Source organism: Rhodococcus sp. WS3, from assembly GCF_003797085.1.
GTDB lineage: Bacteria > Actinomycetota > Actinomycetes > Mycobacteriales > Mycobacteriaceae > Rhodococcus_F > Rhodococcus_F globerula.
Window position 1 is genome coordinate 108,392 of the sequence record NZ_RKMA01000001.1, and the last position, 18,436, is coordinate 126,827.

At 62.1% G+C, this 18,436-nt stretch carries 18 protein-coding genes and 1 pseudogene; 8 read left to right on the forward strand and 11 right to left on the reverse strand.

Annotated features, from left to right (window positions below):
• Positions 1 to 29: 29 nt before the first annotated feature.
• The 9 genes from EEB13_RS00495 to EEB13_RS00535 all read right to left on the reverse strand — a co-directional run bounded on the left by EEB13_RS00495 (position 30) and on the right by EEB13_RS00535 (position 8,664).
• Complete coding sequence (locus EEB13_RS00495) at positions 30 to 1,667, reverse strand: acyl-CoA synthetase (protein ID WP_033230869.1); 1,638 nt, start codon at positions 1,665 to 1,667, stop codon at positions 30 to 32.
• Positions 1,668 to 1,693: 26 nt separating this feature from the next.
• A complete protein-coding gene (locus tag EEB13_RS00500; protein ID WP_410055738.1) occupies positions 1,694 to 2,941 on the reverse strand; it encodes a hypothetical protein in 1,248 nt (415 codons plus the stop codon).
• Positions 2,942 to 2,946: 5 nt separating this feature from the next.
• Complete coding sequence (locus EEB13_RS00505; RefSeq protein WP_141484391.1) at positions 2,947 to 3,498, reverse strand: nuclear transport factor 2 family protein; 552 nt, start codon at positions 3,496 to 3,498, stop codon at positions 2,947 to 2,949.
• A gap of 16 nt (positions 3,499 to 3,514) precedes the next feature.
• On the reverse strand, positions 3,515 to 3,709 hold the full coding sequence (locus EEB13_RS00510; RefSeq protein WP_045070099.1) for a ferredoxin: 195 nt from the start codon (positions 3,707 to 3,709) through the stop codon (positions 3,515 to 3,517).
• Between the two features lie 3 nt (positions 3,710 to 3,712).
• Positions 3,713 to 5,125 carry a cytochrome P450 gene (locus tag EEB13_RS00515; protein WP_141484392.1) on the reverse strand — a complete coding sequence of 471 codons (1,413 nt, stop codon included), beginning with the start codon at positions 5,123 to 5,125 and terminating at the stop codon, positions 3,713 to 3,715.
• Positions 5,122 to 5,928 carry an SDR family oxidoreductase gene (locus EEB13_RS00520; RefSeq protein ID WP_033230874.1) on the reverse strand — a complete coding sequence of 269 codons (807 nt, stop codon included), beginning with the start codon at positions 5,926 to 5,928 and terminating at the stop codon, positions 5,122 to 5,124. Before EEB13_RS00520 ends, EEB13_RS00515 begins: the two co-directional genes overlap by 4 nt.
• Positions 5,928 to 7,133, reverse strand: a complete 1,206-nt coding sequence (locus EEB13_RS00525) for a cytochrome P450 (protein WP_141484393.1) — start codon at positions 7,131 to 7,133, stop codon at positions 5,928 to 5,930. The genes EEB13_RS00520 and EEB13_RS00525 overlap by 1 nt, the downstream gene beginning before the upstream one ends.
• Complete coding sequence (locus EEB13_RS00530; protein WP_141484394.1) at positions 7,130 to 7,705, reverse strand: TetR/AcrR family transcriptional regulator; 576 nt, start codon at positions 7,703 to 7,705, stop codon at positions 7,130 to 7,132. The genes EEB13_RS00525 and EEB13_RS00530 overlap by 4 nt, the downstream gene beginning before the upstream one ends.
• A gap of 101 nt (positions 7,706 to 7,806) precedes the next feature.
• Complete coding sequence (locus tag EEB13_RS00535) at positions 7,807 to 8,664, reverse strand: mycofactocin-coupled SDR family oxidoreductase (protein WP_045070108.1); 858 nt, start codon at positions 8,662 to 8,664, stop codon at positions 7,807 to 7,809.
• 224 nt (positions 8,665 to 8,888) lie between these two features.
• On the opposite strand from EEB13_RS00535, the gene EEB13_RS00540 reads away from it, so the two are divergent.
• From EEB13_RS00540 to EEB13_RS00565, 6 genes are all read left to right on the forward strand, one after another.
• Positions 8,889 to 10,355 (forward strand): aldehyde dehydrogenase, encoded by a 1,467-nt coding sequence (locus EEB13_RS00540; protein WP_033230878.1) that lies wholly within the window; start codon positions 8,889 to 8,891, stop codon positions 10,353 to 10,355.
• Positions 10,356 to 10,395: 40 nt separating this feature from the next.
• Positions 10,396 to 11,172, forward strand: a complete 777-nt coding sequence (locus EEB13_RS00545; RefSeq protein WP_116101391.1) for an SDR family oxidoreductase — start codon at positions 10,396 to 10,398, stop codon at positions 11,170 to 11,172.
• Positions 11,169 to 12,086 (forward strand): NAD(P)-dependent oxidoreductase, encoded by a 918-nt coding sequence (locus EEB13_RS00550; protein WP_141484395.1) that lies wholly within the window; start codon positions 11,169 to 11,171, stop codon positions 12,084 to 12,086. Before EEB13_RS00545 ends, EEB13_RS00550 begins: the two co-directional genes overlap by 4 nt.
• Positions 12,083 to 12,514 carry a carboxymuconolactone decarboxylase family protein gene (locus tag EEB13_RS00555; RefSeq protein WP_141484396.1) on the forward strand — a complete coding sequence of 144 codons (432 nt, stop codon included), beginning with the start codon at positions 12,083 to 12,085 and terminating at the stop codon, positions 12,512 to 12,514. The genes EEB13_RS00550 and EEB13_RS00555 overlap by 4 nt, the downstream gene beginning before the upstream one ends.
• A 6-nt stretch (positions 12,515 to 12,520) precedes the next feature.
• Complete coding sequence (locus tag EEB13_RS00560; protein ID WP_261984419.1) at positions 12,521 to 14,005, forward strand: FAD-dependent oxidoreductase; 1,485 nt, start codon at positions 12,521 to 12,523, stop codon at positions 14,003 to 14,005.
• 241 nt (positions 14,006 to 14,246) lie between these two features.
• Complete coding sequence (locus EEB13_RS00565) at positions 14,247 to 15,377, forward strand: lipase family protein (RefSeq protein ID WP_141484397.1); 1,131 nt, start codon at positions 14,247 to 14,249, stop codon at positions 15,375 to 15,377.
• A gap of 12 nt (positions 15,378 to 15,389) precedes the next feature.
• On the opposite strand, the gene EEB13_RS31325 is transcribed toward EEB13_RS00565, so the two are convergent.
• Positions 15,390 to 15,713, reverse strand: a complete 324-nt coding sequence (locus EEB13_RS31325; RefSeq protein WP_187328466.1) for a hypothetical protein — start codon at positions 15,711 to 15,713, stop codon at positions 15,390 to 15,392.
• A gap of 261 nt (positions 15,714 to 15,974) precedes the next feature.
• A complete protein-coding gene (locus tag EEB13_RS00575) occupies positions 15,975 to 16,574 on the reverse strand; it encodes a TetR/AcrR family transcriptional regulator (RefSeq protein ID WP_141484398.1) in 600 nt (199 codons plus the stop codon).
• Between the two features lie 119 nt (positions 16,575 to 16,693).
• Between EEB13_RS00575 and EEB13_RS00580 the strand changes: the two genes are divergently transcribed.
• Together EEB13_RS00580 and EEB13_RS00585 are read left to right on the forward strand one after the other, a co-directional pair.
• Complete coding sequence (locus EEB13_RS00580) at positions 16,694 to 17,638, forward strand: alpha/beta hydrolase family protein (RefSeq protein ID WP_141484399.1); 945 nt, start codon at positions 16,694 to 16,696, stop codon at positions 17,636 to 17,638.
• 477 nt (positions 17,639 to 18,115) lie between these two features.
• Positions 18,116 to 18,229, forward strand: a pseudogene (locus tag EEB13_RS00585) (transposase); the annotation flags it as partial.
• Between the last annotated feature and the right edge of the window lie 207 nt (positions 18,230 to 18,436).

Consider the following 18,436-nt stretch of genomic DNA (forward strand, 5'->3'; position numbering starts at 1 on the left):
AGGCAAGGCGCCGCGCGCGCCGAGGCGGACTAATCGATGCGGTGAACCGGCTCCTGACCGAGGGCGTACTCCTTCGCCCAGCGGTAGTCGGGTTTTCCGCTTGGCGCTCGCACCACCTCGGACGCAATCCAGAACGCACGCGGAATCTTGTACCCGGCAAGCTGGCTCCGAGTGTGTTTCTCGATCGACTCGAAATCCGGAACAACACCATCGCGCACCCTGACCACGGCCGAGACTCGGCTTCCCCAGCGTTCGTCCGGCAGCCCGATGACGGTGGCGTCGTAGATATCCGGATGGGCCTTGACGACGGCCTCGACCTCTTCGACGAATACTTTCTCGCCGCCGGTATTGACCACCATGTTGCCCCGGCCGAGCAGCGTGATGGAACCGTCGTCCTCGATCCGGGCGCGGTCTCCGGTGACCACTGCCCGTCCGCCGTCCACCGTTCGGAAGATTTCCGCCGACTTCACCGGATCCTTGTAGTAGCCGAGTGGGACGTTGCCGAGTTTTGCCAGCCACCCCTCGGCGCCGGAACCCGGTGGCAGAATCCGGTTGTCATCGTCGACTACCACCGTGAACCGGTTGGAACCCACCCTAGGTCCACCGTGCTGCTTCAACCCTTTGGCTGCGAATCCGATACCGCCGAAGCCTGTTTCGGAAGAGCCCACCGAGTCGGAGATCATCAGATTCGGGAACACCTCGAAGAAGGCGTCCTTCACCGAACCGGAGAACAGCGCCGCCCCGGACGCGAGAACCGCCAAGCTGGACGCATCTGGTTGTAGTTCGCGGTGCGCTTCCACCAAAGGCCGCCCCATTGCGTCACCGGTGATCACCATGACCTGTGGCCGGTATTCGGCAACAACTTTCCAGACGTGTGCCGCATCGAACCGTGGTTCGAAGATCACGGTGTTGCCCGAGAACAGTGCGTTGAACGTCGGCATCAAGGCCGACGTGTGGATGAGCGGTGGCAGCATGCACCATCGCATAGGTTCTGCAGCCGCTGCGCCGCCACGGGATTGTTGGTACTCGTCGGCAATCGGCTCACCGGTGTAGAAATCATAGCCTCCGGCCAGAACTCGCCAGATGTCCTCTTGACGCCACACCACGCCCTTGGGTCGTCCGGTGGTTCCGCCCGTGTAGAGAATGTACGGGTCGTCTCCGCTCCGCTCGTCGAACGCGTCACTACCGGTGCGTTCCGGAGATTGCGGCGACAGCGCGTTCTCGTACGCGACCGCGCCTGGCACGGGCGGTTCGGCACCCGATGCAAGCTCGTCCGGCACCACCACAGCGTGCTTCACCCGAGGCGTGGATTCCAGGGCCTCGGCGACGCGAGCGGAGTACCCCCGATGGAACACGAGTGCCTCGAGATCGGCGTTGTCGTAGAGGTACACCAACTCGTCGGTGGTGTACCGATAGTTCACGGTGATCGGAACGGCGCGAACCTTGAACGACGCGAGGACCGCAACCATCGTCTCGATCGAATTGTGCATCTGAATTCCGATATGGGTGCCGTGCCCGAAACCCAACGACAGGAAATGATGTGCCAGACGGTTGGCCCGCGAGTCGAGTTCGCGGTACGTCACTTCCTCCCCCGACACGATCAGCGCTCGTCGATCAGGCATCGCATCGACGGAATGCTCGAAAAGGTCTGCAAACGTGTAGGCCATGAACGATCCTTTTCAGGGTCAGCCACTCAAACCACGAAGAGAGGCAACGGAATTCCACGATCTTCGAAAGCAAATGCTGCGCCGCTGCTCACTTTGGTGATGGCGACCTCGACACATTCCGGCGCAGCCTCCGCCGTCGTATCGACCGTGATCAAAAGCCCGGCCTCGGAATCGTCGAGCACCCGGGCTGTGAAATGTGGATTCACGCCGCGTACCAGTGCCTGAAGCGGATCCAGATGCTCACCGTCGATCAGAGTGGGCCAGCCACCGTCGGCGTCAACCAGGCCGGTCCGCGAAATCAAGATCTCGAGACTCTCTCCATCCCAGCGAATTTCACGCTCGACATATTGCTTCGGATTGAGCAACGGATGTAGCTCCAGCACCACCGACAGGCCTTCCAGATCCGGCGGCAGACCCAATGCATCGCGGATGCGCTGCGAAGCGACGCCTGCAATTCCGGTGAGTTGTTTGAGCGTAATTTCTCGAGCTTTGTCCGCACTACTGCGCCCGCGCACCGCGAGCAGAAACCCCAGCGCAAGTAGGTGGTGTTGCAGGCACACTTCCTGCGCGATACGAACCAGCGCTGACTGGGAGAAGTCGGAGAAACGCAGATCCGAGAGCAGCGGTCCCGAGTAGTCGGCCGCCCCGTCGTCGCTGCCGTCGATCGGACTCAACTCAACCGCCACCGCAGCAGTCCGGCCGATCTGCTCGGTGTGGGCCGTCATGACCGGCGGGACATGCGACGGGTCGATTACGACTGTCCACGCACAGTGTGGGTGCCTGTCAGCAGGTTTGCGTGGCGGCCGATGGATCGGACGGATCTGCGCATGCGCATTGGTTGCTATCGCCGTCGCGTCGAACGTCGGGTCTTCGATGTCATGACACATGGTGGTGACGAACTCGTCCCCCAGCGGTTCGACATCCGTCAGAGCGCCACAATGGTCGAGCCAGAACTCACCGTGTTGCGGGTCGTCGACGCGATAGCGGAAATCCATGAACTGCGGCGGGGCCCCGATGTCAAGTTGCAGTCCTTTGAAAATGGTCACGACGTCATCACCCTCGTACCGCAGCGCCTTCTGCATCCGGCGGGTGTACCAAGGACTGGCGGATTCCCACTCCGCGATCGCAACCTCCGCCATGCCTTCGCGCCCGTACTCCACGATCAGGTGCGCCATCCCGGATCTGTCGATCAGCTGACCACAGAGCAGGAGTTCTGGCACCAACACAGCAAGGTCGCCGCGCGAGAGCGTCTCGAAGGACCCACCGACAGTCACCGGACTCACCACAGTGGAACCGGCGAGGTACCCGCGCGATACCAGCCTGGGAGTGGTTCGCCGGAGATCGATCGCTGAATGCGTGCCTGCATACCTTTGGACAGCGCGTTGTTCTGGATCATCTCCATGAACAGCGCCGAGACGTTTCCGAAGTCGAAGAAGTCACGCTGCCAGGACCATTGGAAATTTCCGCCGTACCGGAACCAACTACCACCGATGCCGTAGACGGAGTAGTTGCTGCCGTCGTCTCGTTTGGCGTCGGAGATCTGTTTCCACAGTCCGATGACGTTGCCACTGCGCTCGTCGATCACAAAGTCCTGATAGGGATACTCCCAGCCTTCGAGGCCGTTCATCTCGAGACCTAGCGCGACGGTGCGGATCTCTTCCCGACCGATCGCCATGAAATCCTGTTTGGGGCCGTAGTTCCAGCCGTAGGTCGCGTCCTCGGTGTACATGTCCGCCAACGGCTTCCAGTCGCCGGCGGCCTCGGCCTTCTTGTTCGCGTCAATCCAGCGTTCCACCATGTCGTCGAGCTCGGCGCGGTCGAATCCGGTCATGTGAACCTCTCCCTGGTCAGTCCTCGACAATTTTCAGTGCGCCTGTCGGGCAGTAACGCACTGCCATTTCCACCTCGTGTCGCTGCTCGTCCGGCAGCGGCTGATCGGACACTTCGACCTTGCCCCTTTTCGGAACCACAAAAACGTCCGGCGCTTCCAATTCGCATGCGGCGTGGCCCTGACACAGATCCAGGTCGACTTCGACACGCATGACTCACGCTCCCCTGCCAGTATCGGATCGACTGCCTGTACCGGTTCTCCGCCGATATCTGACCGAGCACGGCTGCTCCAATTGCACGACCATCTTGCTGTGATCGTTGCGATAGCTCTCCGACGGTTGGGTCATCTCGAATTCGTAGTCGCGCAGCAGAATCGAAAAGATCGCCTTGAGCTGCATTTGGGCAAAAGCCGCGCCGACGCACCGATGCCTGCCCGCTCCGAACGGAATCCACGTCCATCGATTGACGATGTCTTCCTGACGTGGATCGATGTAGCGGCCAGGATCGAATTCGTCGGGATTCGGAAAGTCCTCGGGAATGCGATTGGAAATTGCCGGGGTGGCCGCCACCAGGTCACCTTCGCGAATCTCGAAACCACCCACCTCGAAGTCCCCCCGCGCCACCCGCAGCAAGATAATCAGCGGCGGATGCAGTCGCAGTGTTTCCTTCACCACGGCTTCGAGAACGGGGATCTGGCGCAGGGCATGAAAACTGATGTCGGCACCGTCTGCGTACAAACTGTCGAGTTCCTCGACGACGTCGGCCATGACGGCCGGATGGCGTAGCAATTCGATTAACGACCACGCCGCCGTCCCGGATGTCGTGTGGTGACCGGCAAACATCATCGAGATGAAAATCCCCGTGATCTCGTCCGCACTGAAGCGCAGCTCACCGTTCTCGTCCTTGACCGAGACCAGGATGTCGAGCATGTCCCGGTCGTCCTTGCCCTGGGGAGGATTCGCAATCCGCCCGTTCATGATCTCCTGAACCAGCGCCACCAAAGCCAGTCTCGCTTCGTCGCGTCGGCGAAAACTCTCGATCGGCGCATACGGATCGACAAAGGCAAGCGCGTCGGTGCCCTGTTCCAGTTCGTGATAGAGCTTGGCAAAACTGTCGTCGAGTTCGTCGCGGAATTTCTTTCCGATCAGGCAGGCCGACGACGTGTAGATGGTCAACTCGGCAAAGAAATCGAGCAGATCAATCTCGCCCTCGTCGCCCCACTCTGCCACCAACGCTTCAACTTCCGTGCCGATTGTCGAAGCATGGCCTTTCATCTGCTCGCCGCGCAGTGCCGAATTGTGCAGCATTTCCTTGCGCCGCTCAGGACTGGCGTCGAACACCACCCCCTCACCGAAGATCGGCTTCATGAACGGGTACGCAGCTTGCTGGTCGAGGTCCTCGTCAGTCGAACGGAAGAAGAATTCGTTTGCCTCGGCGCCGGACAGCAGGATCACCGTGCGATCGGCTAGCTGGAAGGCTCCCACGTCGCCGCACTCGTCGCGCACCCGGCGCATCAATGCGATCGGATCAGTACGCAGTTCTTCGAGATGACCGTGTTCGAGTTCGCCGCCGGACACCCGCGGGGGCTGCGGCAGCGTGCGCGGATTCTCCTGTACGCCGTGAGTCATGTCGTCTCCTGCGAAGTGTGAGTAGGACGAGGATTGAGTGGAGCTTCCGGCTGAACCTCCACCAGGACGAGGTGCGCACCTCGGGGAGCGGTCACGACGGCAACGATGGCGTTTGCGATATCGGACGGCCGCAGCATGTAGCCGTGTCGCGCGAAGCCCCACCTGGCCCACGATTCGCCGACGGGGCCGATGATCTCCGGCGTCGTGTCCATTCCCATCCCGGTCAACGTCGGTCCGGGCCTCACGATCGAGGCGCGAATGCCCGTGCCTTCGAGTTCCATTCGCATCTGACGCCCCATTGCTTCGAGGCCGGCTTTCGACGCGTCGTAAGCACCCATGAGCGGACGTTGCCGGTCGGCGCAATCCGAACCGATCAGCACAAAATCACCCCGTTGCCGCTCCCTCATGCCGGGCAGGATTCGGTGAGCGAGCCGTTGTGCACCGACAAGATGGACCTCGACCTGACGCAAGAACCGTTCGGGTTCCATTTGATCGGCGGCACCGAATTCGAGATCACCGGCACCCGATACGACGATTTCCACCGGCCCCATCGCTTTTTCGGCGGCAGTGACACACGCATCCACCGAACTGCCGTCAGTGACGTCGAGGAAATGTGCCATGGCTTCGCCGCCGTTGCTGCGGATCTTTTCGGCAATCGCCTCGCACTCGGCTTCCCGCCTCGCTCCGAGGACGACTGGGTGACCGAGCTCCGACAGGGCATAGGCCGCCGCGGTGCCGATACCCGAAGATGCGCCGCTGATCAAAGCGGTCCGCCGGGCCGGGTTGGGTTCGAAACGAGGCATCAGCGCACCTGCACCTTCACCGGCAGGGCAGCGAAGCCCCGCACATTTGTCGAATGGACTCTCTCGATACCCGCCTCGTCCACCTCGTAATCGCGCACGTGGCGGGCAAATTCGGCAAGAGCGATCTTCGCTTCGAGCCGCGCCAGGTGAGCGCCGAGGCAAAAGTGAACGCCCGCACCAAAACTCGCTAACTTGTTGGCAGAATTACGTCCGAGGCGAAACGCGTCTGCATCGTCGAAGACGTCCGGATCTCGATTGGCCGAACCGATCAGGAGCAGCATCTTCTCCCCCGCCGGAACCGTAGTGCCGTAGTACTCGAGATCGACAGTGGTCGTGCGAGCCACGATCTGACTCGACGTGTCGTAGCGCAGCGTTTCGTCCACCCACTCCGCTGACAGATCCGGATCACGAAGAACCGCCGCAATCTCGTTGCGATTGTGCGAACCCCAGTACAGGGCGTTCCCGAGAAGTTTGGTGGTGGTTTCGTTTCCGGCAACGACCATCAGAAACATGAAGCCCAGAATCTCGGCATCCGACAGTTTGTCTCCGTCGATTTCGGCATCGAGCAGCGCTGATGTCAAATCGCCGGTTGGTGAACGACGACGCTCGGCGATCATGTCCTTGTAGTAGTTCATGAGGCTGATCGATGCTTCCACGGCCGCTGGCGGTACGTCGAGGACGCCGTCTTCGCGGTGCACCACCAGATCTGCTTTTCTCCGCAGTTCCGCGCGGTCCGGTTCGGGAACGCCCATCAACTCGGAGATCACGTCCATCGGCAATTTGCCGGCCACTTCGGATATCCAGTCGAATTCCCCGGTGGCAAGTGCCGGAGTCAGGTGCGCCGTGGTGAGCTCGAGTATCCGCGAGTCCAGTTCGGCAACACGGCGGGGTGTGAAACCGCGAGACACCAACTGCCGCAGACGCATATGCCGCGGATCGTCCATGGCAAGAAAGGACATCACGTAGTGCGCATGGGGCCCGTATGCTGCCGGGTCGAGCGAAACCCCGTTTGCACTCGAGAGTCGCTTGTTGTCCTTGAATGCACTCAGAACGTCCGAATACCGTGACAGCGCCCAGAATCCGACGTCGTCGTTGTGGTAGATCGGAGCTTCATTCCGCAATCGCGCGTAGGTCGGATACGGGTCTTCGTGAAAATGGTAGTCGTACGGATTGAACACCACCGGTTCGATCAATGCTTCGGTCATGGATGCTCCAAGATCAGTCGTGCGGAAGCCTCCAGGCGTCCGGCAATGTACTCGTAAGTCCCATATCCCATTCCGGCCCGCAAAAGTGCTCCGGCATACAGCATTTCAATTGCCTCGATCCGATGTGGATTAACTACCGGATCCATTGCCGCGACCAGCCTGCTGTGAATCTCGAATCCGATCCGGTCGCGAAGGTGCTCAACCTCAGGATCGGTTCCCAGCAATGCATTGGTCACGGCCGCCGACACCTGCGGTTCGTCGGCCAGCAGCAACGCAATGTTGCGCAGTACGGCCAACACTCGGGCGGTGGGGTCCGAACCGGTGCCGTCCGAGTTCGGGAACGCTCGCAACCGGCGCCAGAAGACCTCGGCAACAAGATGCTCCTTCGACGAGAAGTAGGTATAGGCGGTTGCTGCTCCCACCCCGGCCTCGGCAGCGACGGCGCGCACAGTCAAACCGGAATATTCATGCTCACGGAGCACGACAACGGCAGCTTCGGTGAGCTTGGAGACGGTGTCTGCCTGCTTACCGTTGAGGCGTCGGCGAGTCGATTCGTAACCATGACTGGACACATGTCTGGACGTTACTACAGGTACCTGTCCAGGGCAACGAATTCGAGATTTCAGTGTTCACGAGCAAGTCATCCACGCCGGTCACAGCCGAAAATCGCACCTTAGAGGCCGATCTTCATGCCGGCGCCCGCATCAACCCGAAGCTGCTGACCAGTGACAAATCGCGACTCGTCCGACGACAAATACACGACCGCGTGCGAGATGTCCTCCGGTTCCACCCACGGCGTCGGCATCGCCTGCATGAAAGGAAACGTCACAGCGGCATCTTCCGCGGTCGGGTTTTCCAAATCCGGACGAAAGGTCCGATACATGGGCAAGCTCTGCAGCATGTTCGTGTTCACATTGGTCGGATGGATCGCATTGACCCGAATCGAACTCGGCCCCAGTGTCAATGCCAACGACATGGTGTACGTCTGAATCATCTTCTTGGCCAAGCCGTATCCGTCACCGCCCGGCCCTTGCAGCGCCTGTTGACCGTTGAATCCGGTCTGCGGAACCAGGCCGGCCACGGACCCGATAGCAATGATCGATCCGCCCTCCCCCAGGTATTCCAAACCCGCATGGACGGTGTTCACGACACCGAGAAAGTTCACGTCGAACGCGTCGACGAAGCCGGAATTGGAGACATGCTTACCCAGCGGACAGATCCCGGCATTGGCAACAACCACATGTAACCCGCCGAGCGTTTCCACGCCCTCTGCCAGGGCTTCTTCGACGCCGGCCCGATCTCGAACGTCCACCCTCGCTGCGACAACGCGGCGCCCGGTTTCCTTGACCAGCCTCGCGGTCTCATCCAAATCGTCTCGAGTGGCCAGCGGGTACTCGTTGGTTGCGATGTCGGCGCAGATGTCGAACGCTATGACGTCCGCACCTTCCTGAGCCAGACGCACCGCATGACTGCGCCCCTGGCCACGGGCGGCGCCCGTCACCAGGACAACTTTTCCAGCAACTCTGTTCATCGGCCTACTCCTGCACTCGGATCGACACACGAAGGGAACCGCCCAGGCCCACAGCAGGGCACCGGATCGGGGATATCTGGTGGAGAACCGTAGCGCCCGAACCGACTAACCAAGACAGTTTTCGAATTCTCGGTACCCAAATCGCTTATGCCCGAAACTCATTGCCATGGACGATTGTGTGAACTAGAGTCCAGACATATGTCCAGAAAGGAAGAGTTCACGCTATGAACCTTCGACCCACAGACAGTTCCGCCCTTCTTGTCGACGGCAAACTTGTTCCCGGTTCCGGCGGCACCTTCGACATCCTCAATCCCGCCACCGAGGAAGTACTCGGTCAAGCGGCCGAAGGCACCTCCGTCGACATGGACGCCGCAATCGCCGCGGCCCGACGCGCCTTCGACACCACCGATTGGTCTCGGAACCACACATTTCGCGCACACTGCCTTCGCCAACTCTGCGATGCTCTCGAGTCTCATATCGAAGAGCTACGCGACATCACGATCGCCGAGGTCGGGGCACCGCGAATGTTGACCAGCGGCCCCCAACTCGAAGGACCGATCGACGACCTCCGATATTGGGCACAACTGATCGAATCCTATTCGTGGCAACAGGATCTCGGGAATGCCTCGCCGATGGGAGTCCCCACCCACCGTCAGCTACTCAAGGAAGCCGTTGGGGTGGTCGGTGCCATCACTCCGTGGAATTTTCCACACCAGATCAACTTCGCCAAACTGGGTCCGGCGCTCGCCGCCGGCAACACCATTGTTCTCAAACCGGCACCGGACACACCGTGGTGTGCCGCGTTGGTAGGCAAGGTGATCGCCGAGGAGACCGACATCCCCGCCGGCGTCGTCAACATCATCACCTCCACGGACCACTCGCTCGGCACACAACTGTGCGCCGACCCCCGTGTCGACCTGATCTCCTTCACCGGATCCACCGCGACCGGGCGTGCGGTGATGTCTACCGCGTCGAGCACCCTGAAAAAGGTGTTCCTCGAACTTGGCGGAAAATCTGCCTTCATCGTCCTCGACGATGCCGACATCAAATCCGCCAGTTCCGTCGCCGCATTCTCGGTGTGCGTCCACGCCGGGCAGGGCTGCGCTTTGAGCACGCGACTATTGGTGCCGCGCAGCCGATACGACGAAGCGCTTGCCGCCGCGACCCGGACCATGGCCGGCATCCGCGCTGCCGATCCGTCGGTTGCCGGAACCATCTGCGGCCCATTGAGTTCCGCGCGCCAACGCGAACGCGTCGAAGGCTATCTGAAGCTGGCCCAGGATGAAGGGGGCACCGTGGTCACCGGCGGCGGCCGACCGGACGATCAACCGCGCGGATACTTCATCGAGCCCACTTTGATTGTGGGACTGGAAAACTCGTCACGGGTCGCCCAAGAAGAGATATTCGGTCCGGTACTGGTGATCATTCCGTTCGACGACGACGACGATGCCATCCGCATCGCCAACGACTCTCCGTACGGCCTGTCAGGTTCGGTGTGGGGCACCGATCCCGATCGCGTCAACCGCGTCGTCGCTGGTGTACGCACCGGAACTTTGAGCGTCAACGGCGGAGTCTGGTACTCCGCCGACGCCCCGTTCGGCGGCTACAAACAATCCGGAATCGGCCGAGAGATGGGCCTCGCCGGTTTCGAGGAATACCTCGAGACAAAGCTCGTCGCATCCCCCGCATAAGCACCTCACACACATCCGTCACCTCGAAAGCAGGATCGACATGGGACGTACAGAACCTACAGAACGTACCGAACGTTTTAGGGGACGCACTGCAATCGTCACCGGCGCCGCTCAGGGAATCGGCGAGGCATACGCCCGCGCACTCGCAACCGAGGGTGCCAATGTTGTTGTCGCCGACCTCAATCACGAACTCGGCGAATCGGTGGCCAAACAGATCTCTGCCGACGGTGGCAGCGCGGTCTTCAAGGCGGTCGACGTTGCCGACGGCGCATCCGCCCAGGCGCTCGCAGACTTCACGATCGAGCAATTCGGAAGCATCGAACACCTGGTCAACAATGCTGCCATCTACGGCGGAATGAAGATCGACTCACTACTCACAGTCGACTGGGAGTACTACCGGACGTTCATGAGCGTGAACATGGACGGCGCATTGCAGGTGTGCCGAGCAGTGGTGCCCCACATGCGCGCCAACGGCGGTTCGATCGTGAACCAGTCCTCCACTGCCGCCTGGCTGTACTCCGGTTTCTACGGCCTCGCCAAGGTGGGAATCAACGGCCTGACTCAGCAATTGGCCACCGAACTCGGTTGGTCCAAGATCCGGATCAACGCGATTGCACCCGGACCGATCGACACCGAAGCCACCCGCACGGTCACACCAGGCAACATCGTCAAGGACATGGTCAAACGGATTCCACTGCAACGCATGGGAACTCCGGAGGACCTGGTGGGCATGTGCCTGTTCCTCCTTTCCGACGAAGCGAGCTGGGTGACCGGCCAGATCTTCAACGTCGACGGCGGGCAGGTGTTCCGATCGTGACCGAGAATGCCGACAAGCCCACGCTCGCATACATCGGACTGGGCAATATGGGAGCGCCTATGGCGACCCGTCTCCTCGGTTGGCCGGCCGGGCTGGTGGTGTGCGACGCGCGAGCCGAAGCTCTTGAACCGTTCACTGCCGCGGGGGCTCGTGCAGCACGTACGCCGGCCGACGTCGCAGCCACGGCGAGCGTCATCTCGGTCACTGTGCTCGACGACGCTCAAGTGCGTGATGTCGTCAACGGACCTGATGGCATCCTCAGCACTGCTCGGCCCGGGACCGTCATCGCCGTCCACTCGACCATCTCCGACACCACCGCGGTGGAGTTGGCCAGCCTCTGCGACGAGCACCGTGTGACCTTGATCGACGCACCCGTCAGTGGCGGCGCCCCCGGTGCCACACAGGGCAAGCTCGCCGTGATGATCGGCGGGCCGATCGAGGCTTTCGAGAGGGTTCGCGAGCCGTTCGGATGTTGGGCAGAACTGGTGGTCCACGCCGGAGACATCGGCGCCGGCACCCGAATGAAGCTGGCGCGTAACCTTCTTCACTTCGTATCCTTCACCGCCGCTACCGAAGCGTCGAGGTTGGCCGAAGCTGCCGGTCTCGATATTCGCACCCTGGGTAAGGTCGTACGCCATACCGATGCCATTACCGGTGGGGCCGGCGCCATCATGCTGCGGACCACCACCGACTCCGTTGACGAGGGCGATCCTTGGTTCTCGATCCTCGGTCACGTCCGCAACCTGGGTGAGAAAGATCTGAGCCTGGCGCTCGATCTGGGTGACCGTCTCGGCGTCGACCTGCCCCTCGCGCACCTTGCACTGACCGGGCTCGGTCCAGGACTCGGTGTGGGGGTAGGCGCCCCGCCGGAAAATACCGCATTCTCAGGACCATCCACGAAGGAGCAGTCATGACCGATCTGAACGGACACTCCATCTCCGAGGCCCGGACACGCGGTGTGTCGAAAATGAACGAGGTGTACGGCTGGAACTTGCCTGCCGACGTTCCGGGAGAGTTTTTTGCCGTCACAGCAGATCATCTGTTTGCCGATATCTGGACTCGGCCGGGATTGTCGATGCGTGATCGACGACTGCTCCTCCTTGGCGCGATTACCGCCCAAGGGCAAACCGACGTCGCAAAAATCCAGATCAATGCGGCGATCCTCAACGAGGAACTCACCGAGCAGCAAGTCGAAGAAGCTGCCATCTTCCTGTGTCACTACACCGGGTGGCCATTGGCAACCGGACTCAACAATGCCTTGATCTCGGTCAAGTCCGACCGGCGTAAGGCTGCCCGAGCTGCCGAAAAGGCCGCAACCGAAACAACTCCCGCGAAGGACTGAAACGCGATGGCCCCAGCGAACTCCACCGGATCGGCGCACTCGATTCGGCCCGTAGCGGTAGACGATGTAGACACCTGGCATCTCGAAGCCGACGTTGTTGTCGCCGGATACGGGATCGCCGGCGTCAGCGCCGCCATCGAAGCGGCGCGAGCGGGTGCGGACGTGCTCGTTCTCGAACGCACCAGCGGGTGGGGCGGGGCCGCCGCGTTGGCGGGCGGGTTCATCTATCTCGGCGGCGGTACACCGCTGCAGAAGGCACTCGGTTTCGAAGACACCCCCGAGAACATGAAGACGTTCATGATGGCCGCTCTCGGCCCAGGTGCCGACGAGGAAAAGATCACCGACTACTGCAACGGCAGCGTCGAACACTACAACTGGCTGGTCGACAACGGAGTGCCGTTCAAGGAGAGTTTCTACGGCCAGCCGGGCTGGGAAACTCCGTTCGACGACGGTCTCATGTACTCGGGCGGAGAGAACGCCGCGCCTTTCAACGCCATCGCCGCCCCGGCCCCGCGCGGGCACGTACCGCAGATGAGCGACAAACGCACCGGCGAGAAGGGCGGCGGGTTCATGCTGATGAAGCCACTCGTCGAGACGGCGGAGAAACTCGGCGTGCGGGCCGAGCACGACATGCGGGTGCAACGCCTCGTTGTCGACGGTGATCGAGTGGTCGGCATCATCGCCAAGCGCTACGGCAAGGAAGTGGCTGTGCGGGCTCGGACCGGTGTTGTTCTGGCAATGGGCAGTTTTGCCTACAACGAGTCGATGGTTGCGTCGTATGCGCCGCGCCTGATCGGGCGGCCCGGTGCGGCCATCGAGGAGCACGACGGCACTGCCATCCGGATGGCGCAAGCTCTGGGCGCCGACCTCGCGCACATGGATGCCACCGAGGTCGCGTTTTTCGGCGATCCTCAGCTGATCGTGCGCGGAATCCTGGTCAACGGCCGCGGACAACGCTACGTCAACGAGGACACCTATCCTGGGCGCATCGGCCAGGAAACGTTGCTCCGCAACAACAATGAGGCCTACCTGATCATCGACGAAGCCGCGTACGACGAGGGCGCCGGCGCTGACAGTTCCACGCCGTTCTTCCGGTTCCGCCCCAAGTGGGTGGCCGAGACCCCCGCGGAACTCGAATCGGACATGGGTTTGCCCGAGGGCACCCTGCAGTCCACTGTCGAGGTGTACAACCGCCATGCCGAACGAGGCGAGGATCCGGTCTTCGGCAAGAAATCCGAATGGGTCAAGGCGATCGGCTCCCCGATTGCCGCCCTTGACCTTCGGGGCTTCACGGCAGGCTTCACCCTCGGCGGCCTGCGAACGTCGATTCAGTCGGAGGTGCTGCACGTTTCGGGCGAACCGATCCCCGGATTGTTTGCTGCGGGCCGTTGCACTGCCGGAGTCTGTGCCGGCGGATACGCGTCGGGAACGTCGCTCGGTGACGGCAGTTTTTACGGTCGGCGCGCCGGGATCAGCGCAGCCAAGGGTTAGCGGGCGTACTCTCACCGACCGCGTCCCCGTCAACGAACCGAAAACGGACCTAAGGAACCTCGCGCCACATGATGCGCAGCGGAGCATTCGCCCTCGCCTCTGGACTGACAGTGAAACCACTCGACCGGCCCTCGACCGCGGTAGCGGCACCCGAAGATGGTCGAACCGGTATGCCGGCACCTCCAGTTCACGCAGAATGGAAGTCGGCGTACATATACGGACGAACCCCGGGAGCGGTGCAATGATCCGACGACGGCTCGGCCAAACATTGATGGTGATCACGCTCGCCTCTGCGGTCGTCTCGACCGCGCCCGCCCAGGCGCAGGTGCCGTCGCCGGTCACGGCGCCGGGCACAGTGACCGCGACAGATCCCCTGCCACGAACCTTCTGGATCCCCGGCGCCGTCAACGGATCAAAGCTCACCTATTGGTCCACGGGACCGCTGAACCGGCCCGCGTTGAGTACGGGCGCGCTCTTCCTCCCCGCCGGTGATCCACCCGAAGGCGGCTGGCCGGTCATCTCGTGGGCCCACGGCACCGTCGGTATTGCCGACAAGTGCGCTCCCACGGTGACCGGGACCGTCGGCAGTCCATACCTCACGAACTGGCTCTCGCAGGGCTACGCGATCGTCGCGACCGACTACGTGGGGCTCGGCACGCCGGGAATCCACCCCTACCTGGACGGACCGTCGGAGGCGCACAGCATGATCGACATGGTGCGTGCTGCGCGTGCGGTCGAACCGTCGCTCTCACCGCGGTGGGTCGCACTCGGACAGTCTCAGGGCGGGCAGTCCGCGATGGTCACGGCAGCGATCGCAACACGATACGCACCGGAACTGGACTACCGGGGCGCGGTCGCGACCGGGGCGCCGTCGAATCTGGAGAACCTTGCACCACTCGTGGGGCCGGACTTTCCCCGATTGCCACTGACCGGCAGCACCGTATTCGTGTCGTACATCCTGGCCGGACTCCGGGCGGCGCGACCCGATCTCGACATCGATCGTTACCTGACACCGCGCGGCACCGATGCCCTGGCCCGAGCCGAAACCGACTGCTACCAGGAAATGGCATCGGACCTCGGCGACGTCACGATCGGCGATCTGGTGAACCGGCCCCTCGACGATCCCGCAGTACTGGCCGCTGCTCGCAGCATGCTGGAAATCCCGACGACCGGGTACGATCGGCCTGTCTTCCTCGGGCAGGGGCTGACGGACGAGATCGTGCCGGCGCCGCTCGCGGTCAAACTCGCCGCCGAACTCGCCGCCAACCGCCAGCCAGTCACATTCCTCACGTATCCGACCGGGCATATCGAGACGATGCGGGCTGCACTCCCCGAGAGCCTCTCCTTCGTCCGGAACCTATTCGAGCCGTAGATAAGTCGATGCTCAGCGCAGGGCCAGGTTCTTCAGTGCCAGAGCAAGAATGCGCTGCATGTCCTCGAACCGATAACTCGTCTCGGGCTGGCAGACTCGGACAGCGACCAGGTAATTCGACATGGCCAGTCCGTGCAGCAGACGCCAGAGCATTGGACCGATGTCCCGAGCCTCGCCGGCGATCAGGGTGCCGCTCTGCTGCGCCTCGACGACGCTACGCTCGACGAGTCCTTGCGGCGTGCGGTAATACGTCCGCGAGATCTGCACTATTACGGGGATGCCGAGGCAATCGTGTCTCGGTACGAGGCCCGTTTTCATCCGGACCAAAAGATCCATTTGCGTGATGACCGACCACAACTGACAAGCCACGTGATCGTGCAAAGTCATTGAAGTACGGATGTGAAAAGGAAGATTAGGGCCGAGTGCGTCTCGGAGGTGCCGACGACAGTGCCTCAGAATCGTTCGTTACTAACACACCCGACGATGAGACACTCCGAACCTGCGCCGGCCTTGCCGACTGTGAATCGCAGCAGTAAGTGGCGTGATTTTCGCGGCGCTTCCTGTCCGTGCTCCACGTGAGGGTGCGATGGGCCTGGGTCAGCGAAGTCCTCGGCTAAGCACGCCCGAAATGAGTAGTTGCACGAGAATGGTGGCCTCGTATTGGGCGTCGCTTGCGGCACCGATGCAGAGGTTGCCGATGCCTTTGAGCACGTTGTACGCATCGACCGGCGGAGCAGTGTCAACGGACTCGAGTGTTGCCTCGAGGAGGTCACTACACACCGGTACGAGACGGCCAACGAAGTAGGTGTGCAGAGCGTCGGACCCGGCGCTGTCTCCGTGGAGTGCGCCAGCGAGCCCGTGTTTGGTGACAAGGAAATCGACGAACAAATCCACCCATGCCCGCAAGGCCGCCTCGGGCGTCGCGCTCTCCGCGAGTAGTCGCGGGCCGGCTTCTGCGCATGCCTCGACCTGGTGTCGGTACACCGCCACTACGAGCTCCGGACGGGTCGGAAAGTGACGGTAGATCGTCCCCACACCGACGCCGGCTTTCGCTGCGATCTCCCGCACCGGAGCGTCGACCCCGGACGTCACGAACACCGCCGCCGCTGCGTCAAGGAGTGCCTGCTGGCTTCGACGCGGACGGCCCACCTGCTGGGGCTGCGCAACGCGCGACTGGTCGCTCTCGGTGTCAGCCATATGCCTGTCCTCACCATTCGATCGGGTGTACTTGCATTACGGAACACTGTTCCGTAACGTTACGGAACGTCGCTCCGATAACCAGTATCGCAGAGCGCACCCGCAGCAAGGAACTTTCCATGACCTCATCAATAATCAACACACTGAACGGCATTGTCGGCGCCGGCACTCCGGTCGTCTCCGTTGCTCCCACCGAACTGTCCGCCCCCGACCGGCCGGTACCGCTGGAAGTTCGAGTGTCCGCCCCGGCGACCGGCACGAACCTGCCGATCGTGGTGTTCTCCCACGGCAACGGGTGGAACCTCGACGGCTACGCGCCACTCACCTCGTTCTGGGCCTCCCGCGGGTTCGTCGTGATCCAGCCCACCCACCTCGACTCGCGCCGGAACGGTTTCGGGTTCGACCACCCGGTGTTCCCGACCATCTGGACCGAGCGGATCACGGATCTCACCCGCATCCTCGACCAGCTCGACACCATCGAGGCCGCCGTGCCCGGGCTTACCGGCCGCATCGACCGCAGCCGCGTCGCCGCCACCGGCCACTCCTGGGGCGGACAGACAGCGCAGTCACTCCTCGGCGCTCGGATCTTCGACGAAGCAGGCCAAGTCGGCGACGACATGTCCGACAACCGCGTCACCGCGGGCATCCTGTTCGCAGCAACCGGCGTCGGCGGCGACGACCTGCATCCGTTCGCGAAGGCGAACTTCCCATTCATGCGCCCCTCGTTCCAGGAACTGACCACGCCCACGCTCGTCATCGCCGGCGACCACGACCAGTCCAAGATGTCGAGCCGCGGACCCGACTGGTTCACCGACGCCTACACACACAGCCCCGGCGCCACCGACCTTCTCACCCTCCACAGTGCCGAGCACTCGCTTGGCGGAATCGTGGGGTACGAAGTCGCCGAAACCACGGACGAAAGTCCGGAAGGGGTCGCCGTCATCCAGCGGATGAGCACCGCCTACCTTCGCAGCGCTCTCCGCGTCGATGAGACCAGCTGGCCCGCCGCCCGCGCGGCATTCACCGACAGCGCCGACCCGATCGGGCACGTCGACAGCAAGTGACAGGCCCAGTTAGGTCTCTCGTCATGCACCAATGCTCGCTGGCGGAGGCCTGACTGCGGTACTTGGGTGCGGCACGTCGACAGCGACTACTGCCGGCGAGACTGGTGCTGGTGGCGGTCGTAATGAGATGAAGACGTTGCGCCGGATGCCGGGATAACTGCATTTTTCAGAAGACGACTGCGCGCTCGGTGGAAGCATCATCACTGGGTCGTTCCCTGACTGACTGCTGAACCTTGAGTCCGAGAATTGATCGGGTGTTCCCTAAGGTTGGTGGTGTCCAGAGTGGACGCTCTGGATGCCCAGCGCGGTGGGGTGTAGCTGATCGGGTTTTGTTGCTGTCGTAGCTCGATAGGACTGGCTGCCTCACCGTTCTGGACGCTCCGGTCGCTGATTGAGAGCTGATGCGAACGGTCGCTGTTTAGGGATCTGGTGACGGAGACGTCCACGGGCCCCACCTGCAACGACAGGAGCGAGTTGATGAATGATCACCTCACCGTGTGGATCGGGATCGATGTCGGGAAGGCCTCGCACCACGCATGCGCGATCGACGACACCGGAAAGGCCCTCTGGAGCCAGAAAGTGCGCAACGACCATACGCCGGCTGCTTCGACGCAGAAAGAATGACCGCAAATCGACTCCACAGATGACGGACGGAACACACATTACGATGGACGCCGTCACAGCCACGCTCCCAACAATATTGGCCCACACAGCATCTGCTCACAAGGCTCGAACACAGAAGCCGGCAAGCACGTCGACAGAATTGCTCAGGTCCATTCTGTGGCTCTCAGCCCTGAC

Coding starts and splice junctions, on each gene's coding strand:
- EEB13_RS00495 (WP_033230869.1), bottom strand. CDS start 1,667: ATGGCCTACACGTTTGCAGACCTTTTCGAGCATTCCGTCGATGCGATG.
- EEB13_RS00505 (WP_141484391.1), bottom strand. CDS start 3,498: ATGACCGGATTCGACCGCGCCGAGCTCGACGACATGGTGGAACGCTGG.
- EEB13_RS00510 (WP_045070099.1), bottom strand. CDS start 3,709: ATGCGTGTCGAAGTCGACCTGGATCTGTGTCAGGGCCACGCCGCATGC.
- EEB13_RS00515 (WP_141484392.1), bottom strand. CDS start 5,125: ATGACTCACGGCGTACAGGAGAATCCGCGCACGCTGCCGCAGCCCCCG.
- EEB13_RS00520 (WP_033230874.1), bottom strand. CDS start 5,928: ATGCCTCGTTTCGAACCCAACCCGGCCCGGCGGACCGCTTTGATCAGC.
- EEB13_RS00525 (WP_141484393.1), bottom strand. CDS start 7,133: ATGACCGAAGCATTGATCGAACCGGTGGTGTTCAATCCGTACGACTAC.
- EEB13_RS00535 (WP_045070108.1), bottom strand. CDS start 8,664: ATGAACAGAGTTGCTGGAAAAGTTGTCCTGGTGACGGGCGCCGCCCGT.
- EEB13_RS00540 (WP_033230878.1), top strand. CDS start 8,889: ATGAACCTTCGACCCACAGACAGTTCCGCCCTTCTTGTCGACGGCAAA.
- EEB13_RS00545 (WP_116101391.1), top strand. CDS start 10,396: ATGGGACGTACAGAACCTACAGAACGTACCGAACGTTTTAGGGGACGC.
- EEB13_RS00555 (WP_141484396.1), top strand. CDS start 12,083: ATGACCGATCTGAACGGACACTCCATCTCCGAGGCCCGGACACGCGGT.
- EEB13_RS00560 (WP_261984419.1), top strand. CDS start 12,521: ATGGCCCCAGCGAACTCCACCGGATCGGCGCACTCGATTCGGCCCGTA.
- EEB13_RS00565 (WP_141484397.1), top strand. CDS start 14,247: ATGATCCGACGACGGCTCGGCCAAACATTGATGGTGATCACGCTCGCC.
- EEB13_RS31325 (WP_187328466.1), bottom strand. CDS start 15,713: ATGGATCTTTTGGTCCGGATGAAAACGGGCCTCGTACCGAGACACGAT.
- EEB13_RS00575 (WP_141484398.1), bottom strand. CDS start 16,574: ATGGCTGACACCGAGAGCGACCAGTCGCGCGTTGCGCAGCCCCAGCAG.
- EEB13_RS00580 (WP_141484399.1), top strand. CDS start 16,694: ATGACCTCATCAATAATCAACACACTGAACGGCATTGTCGGCGCCGGC.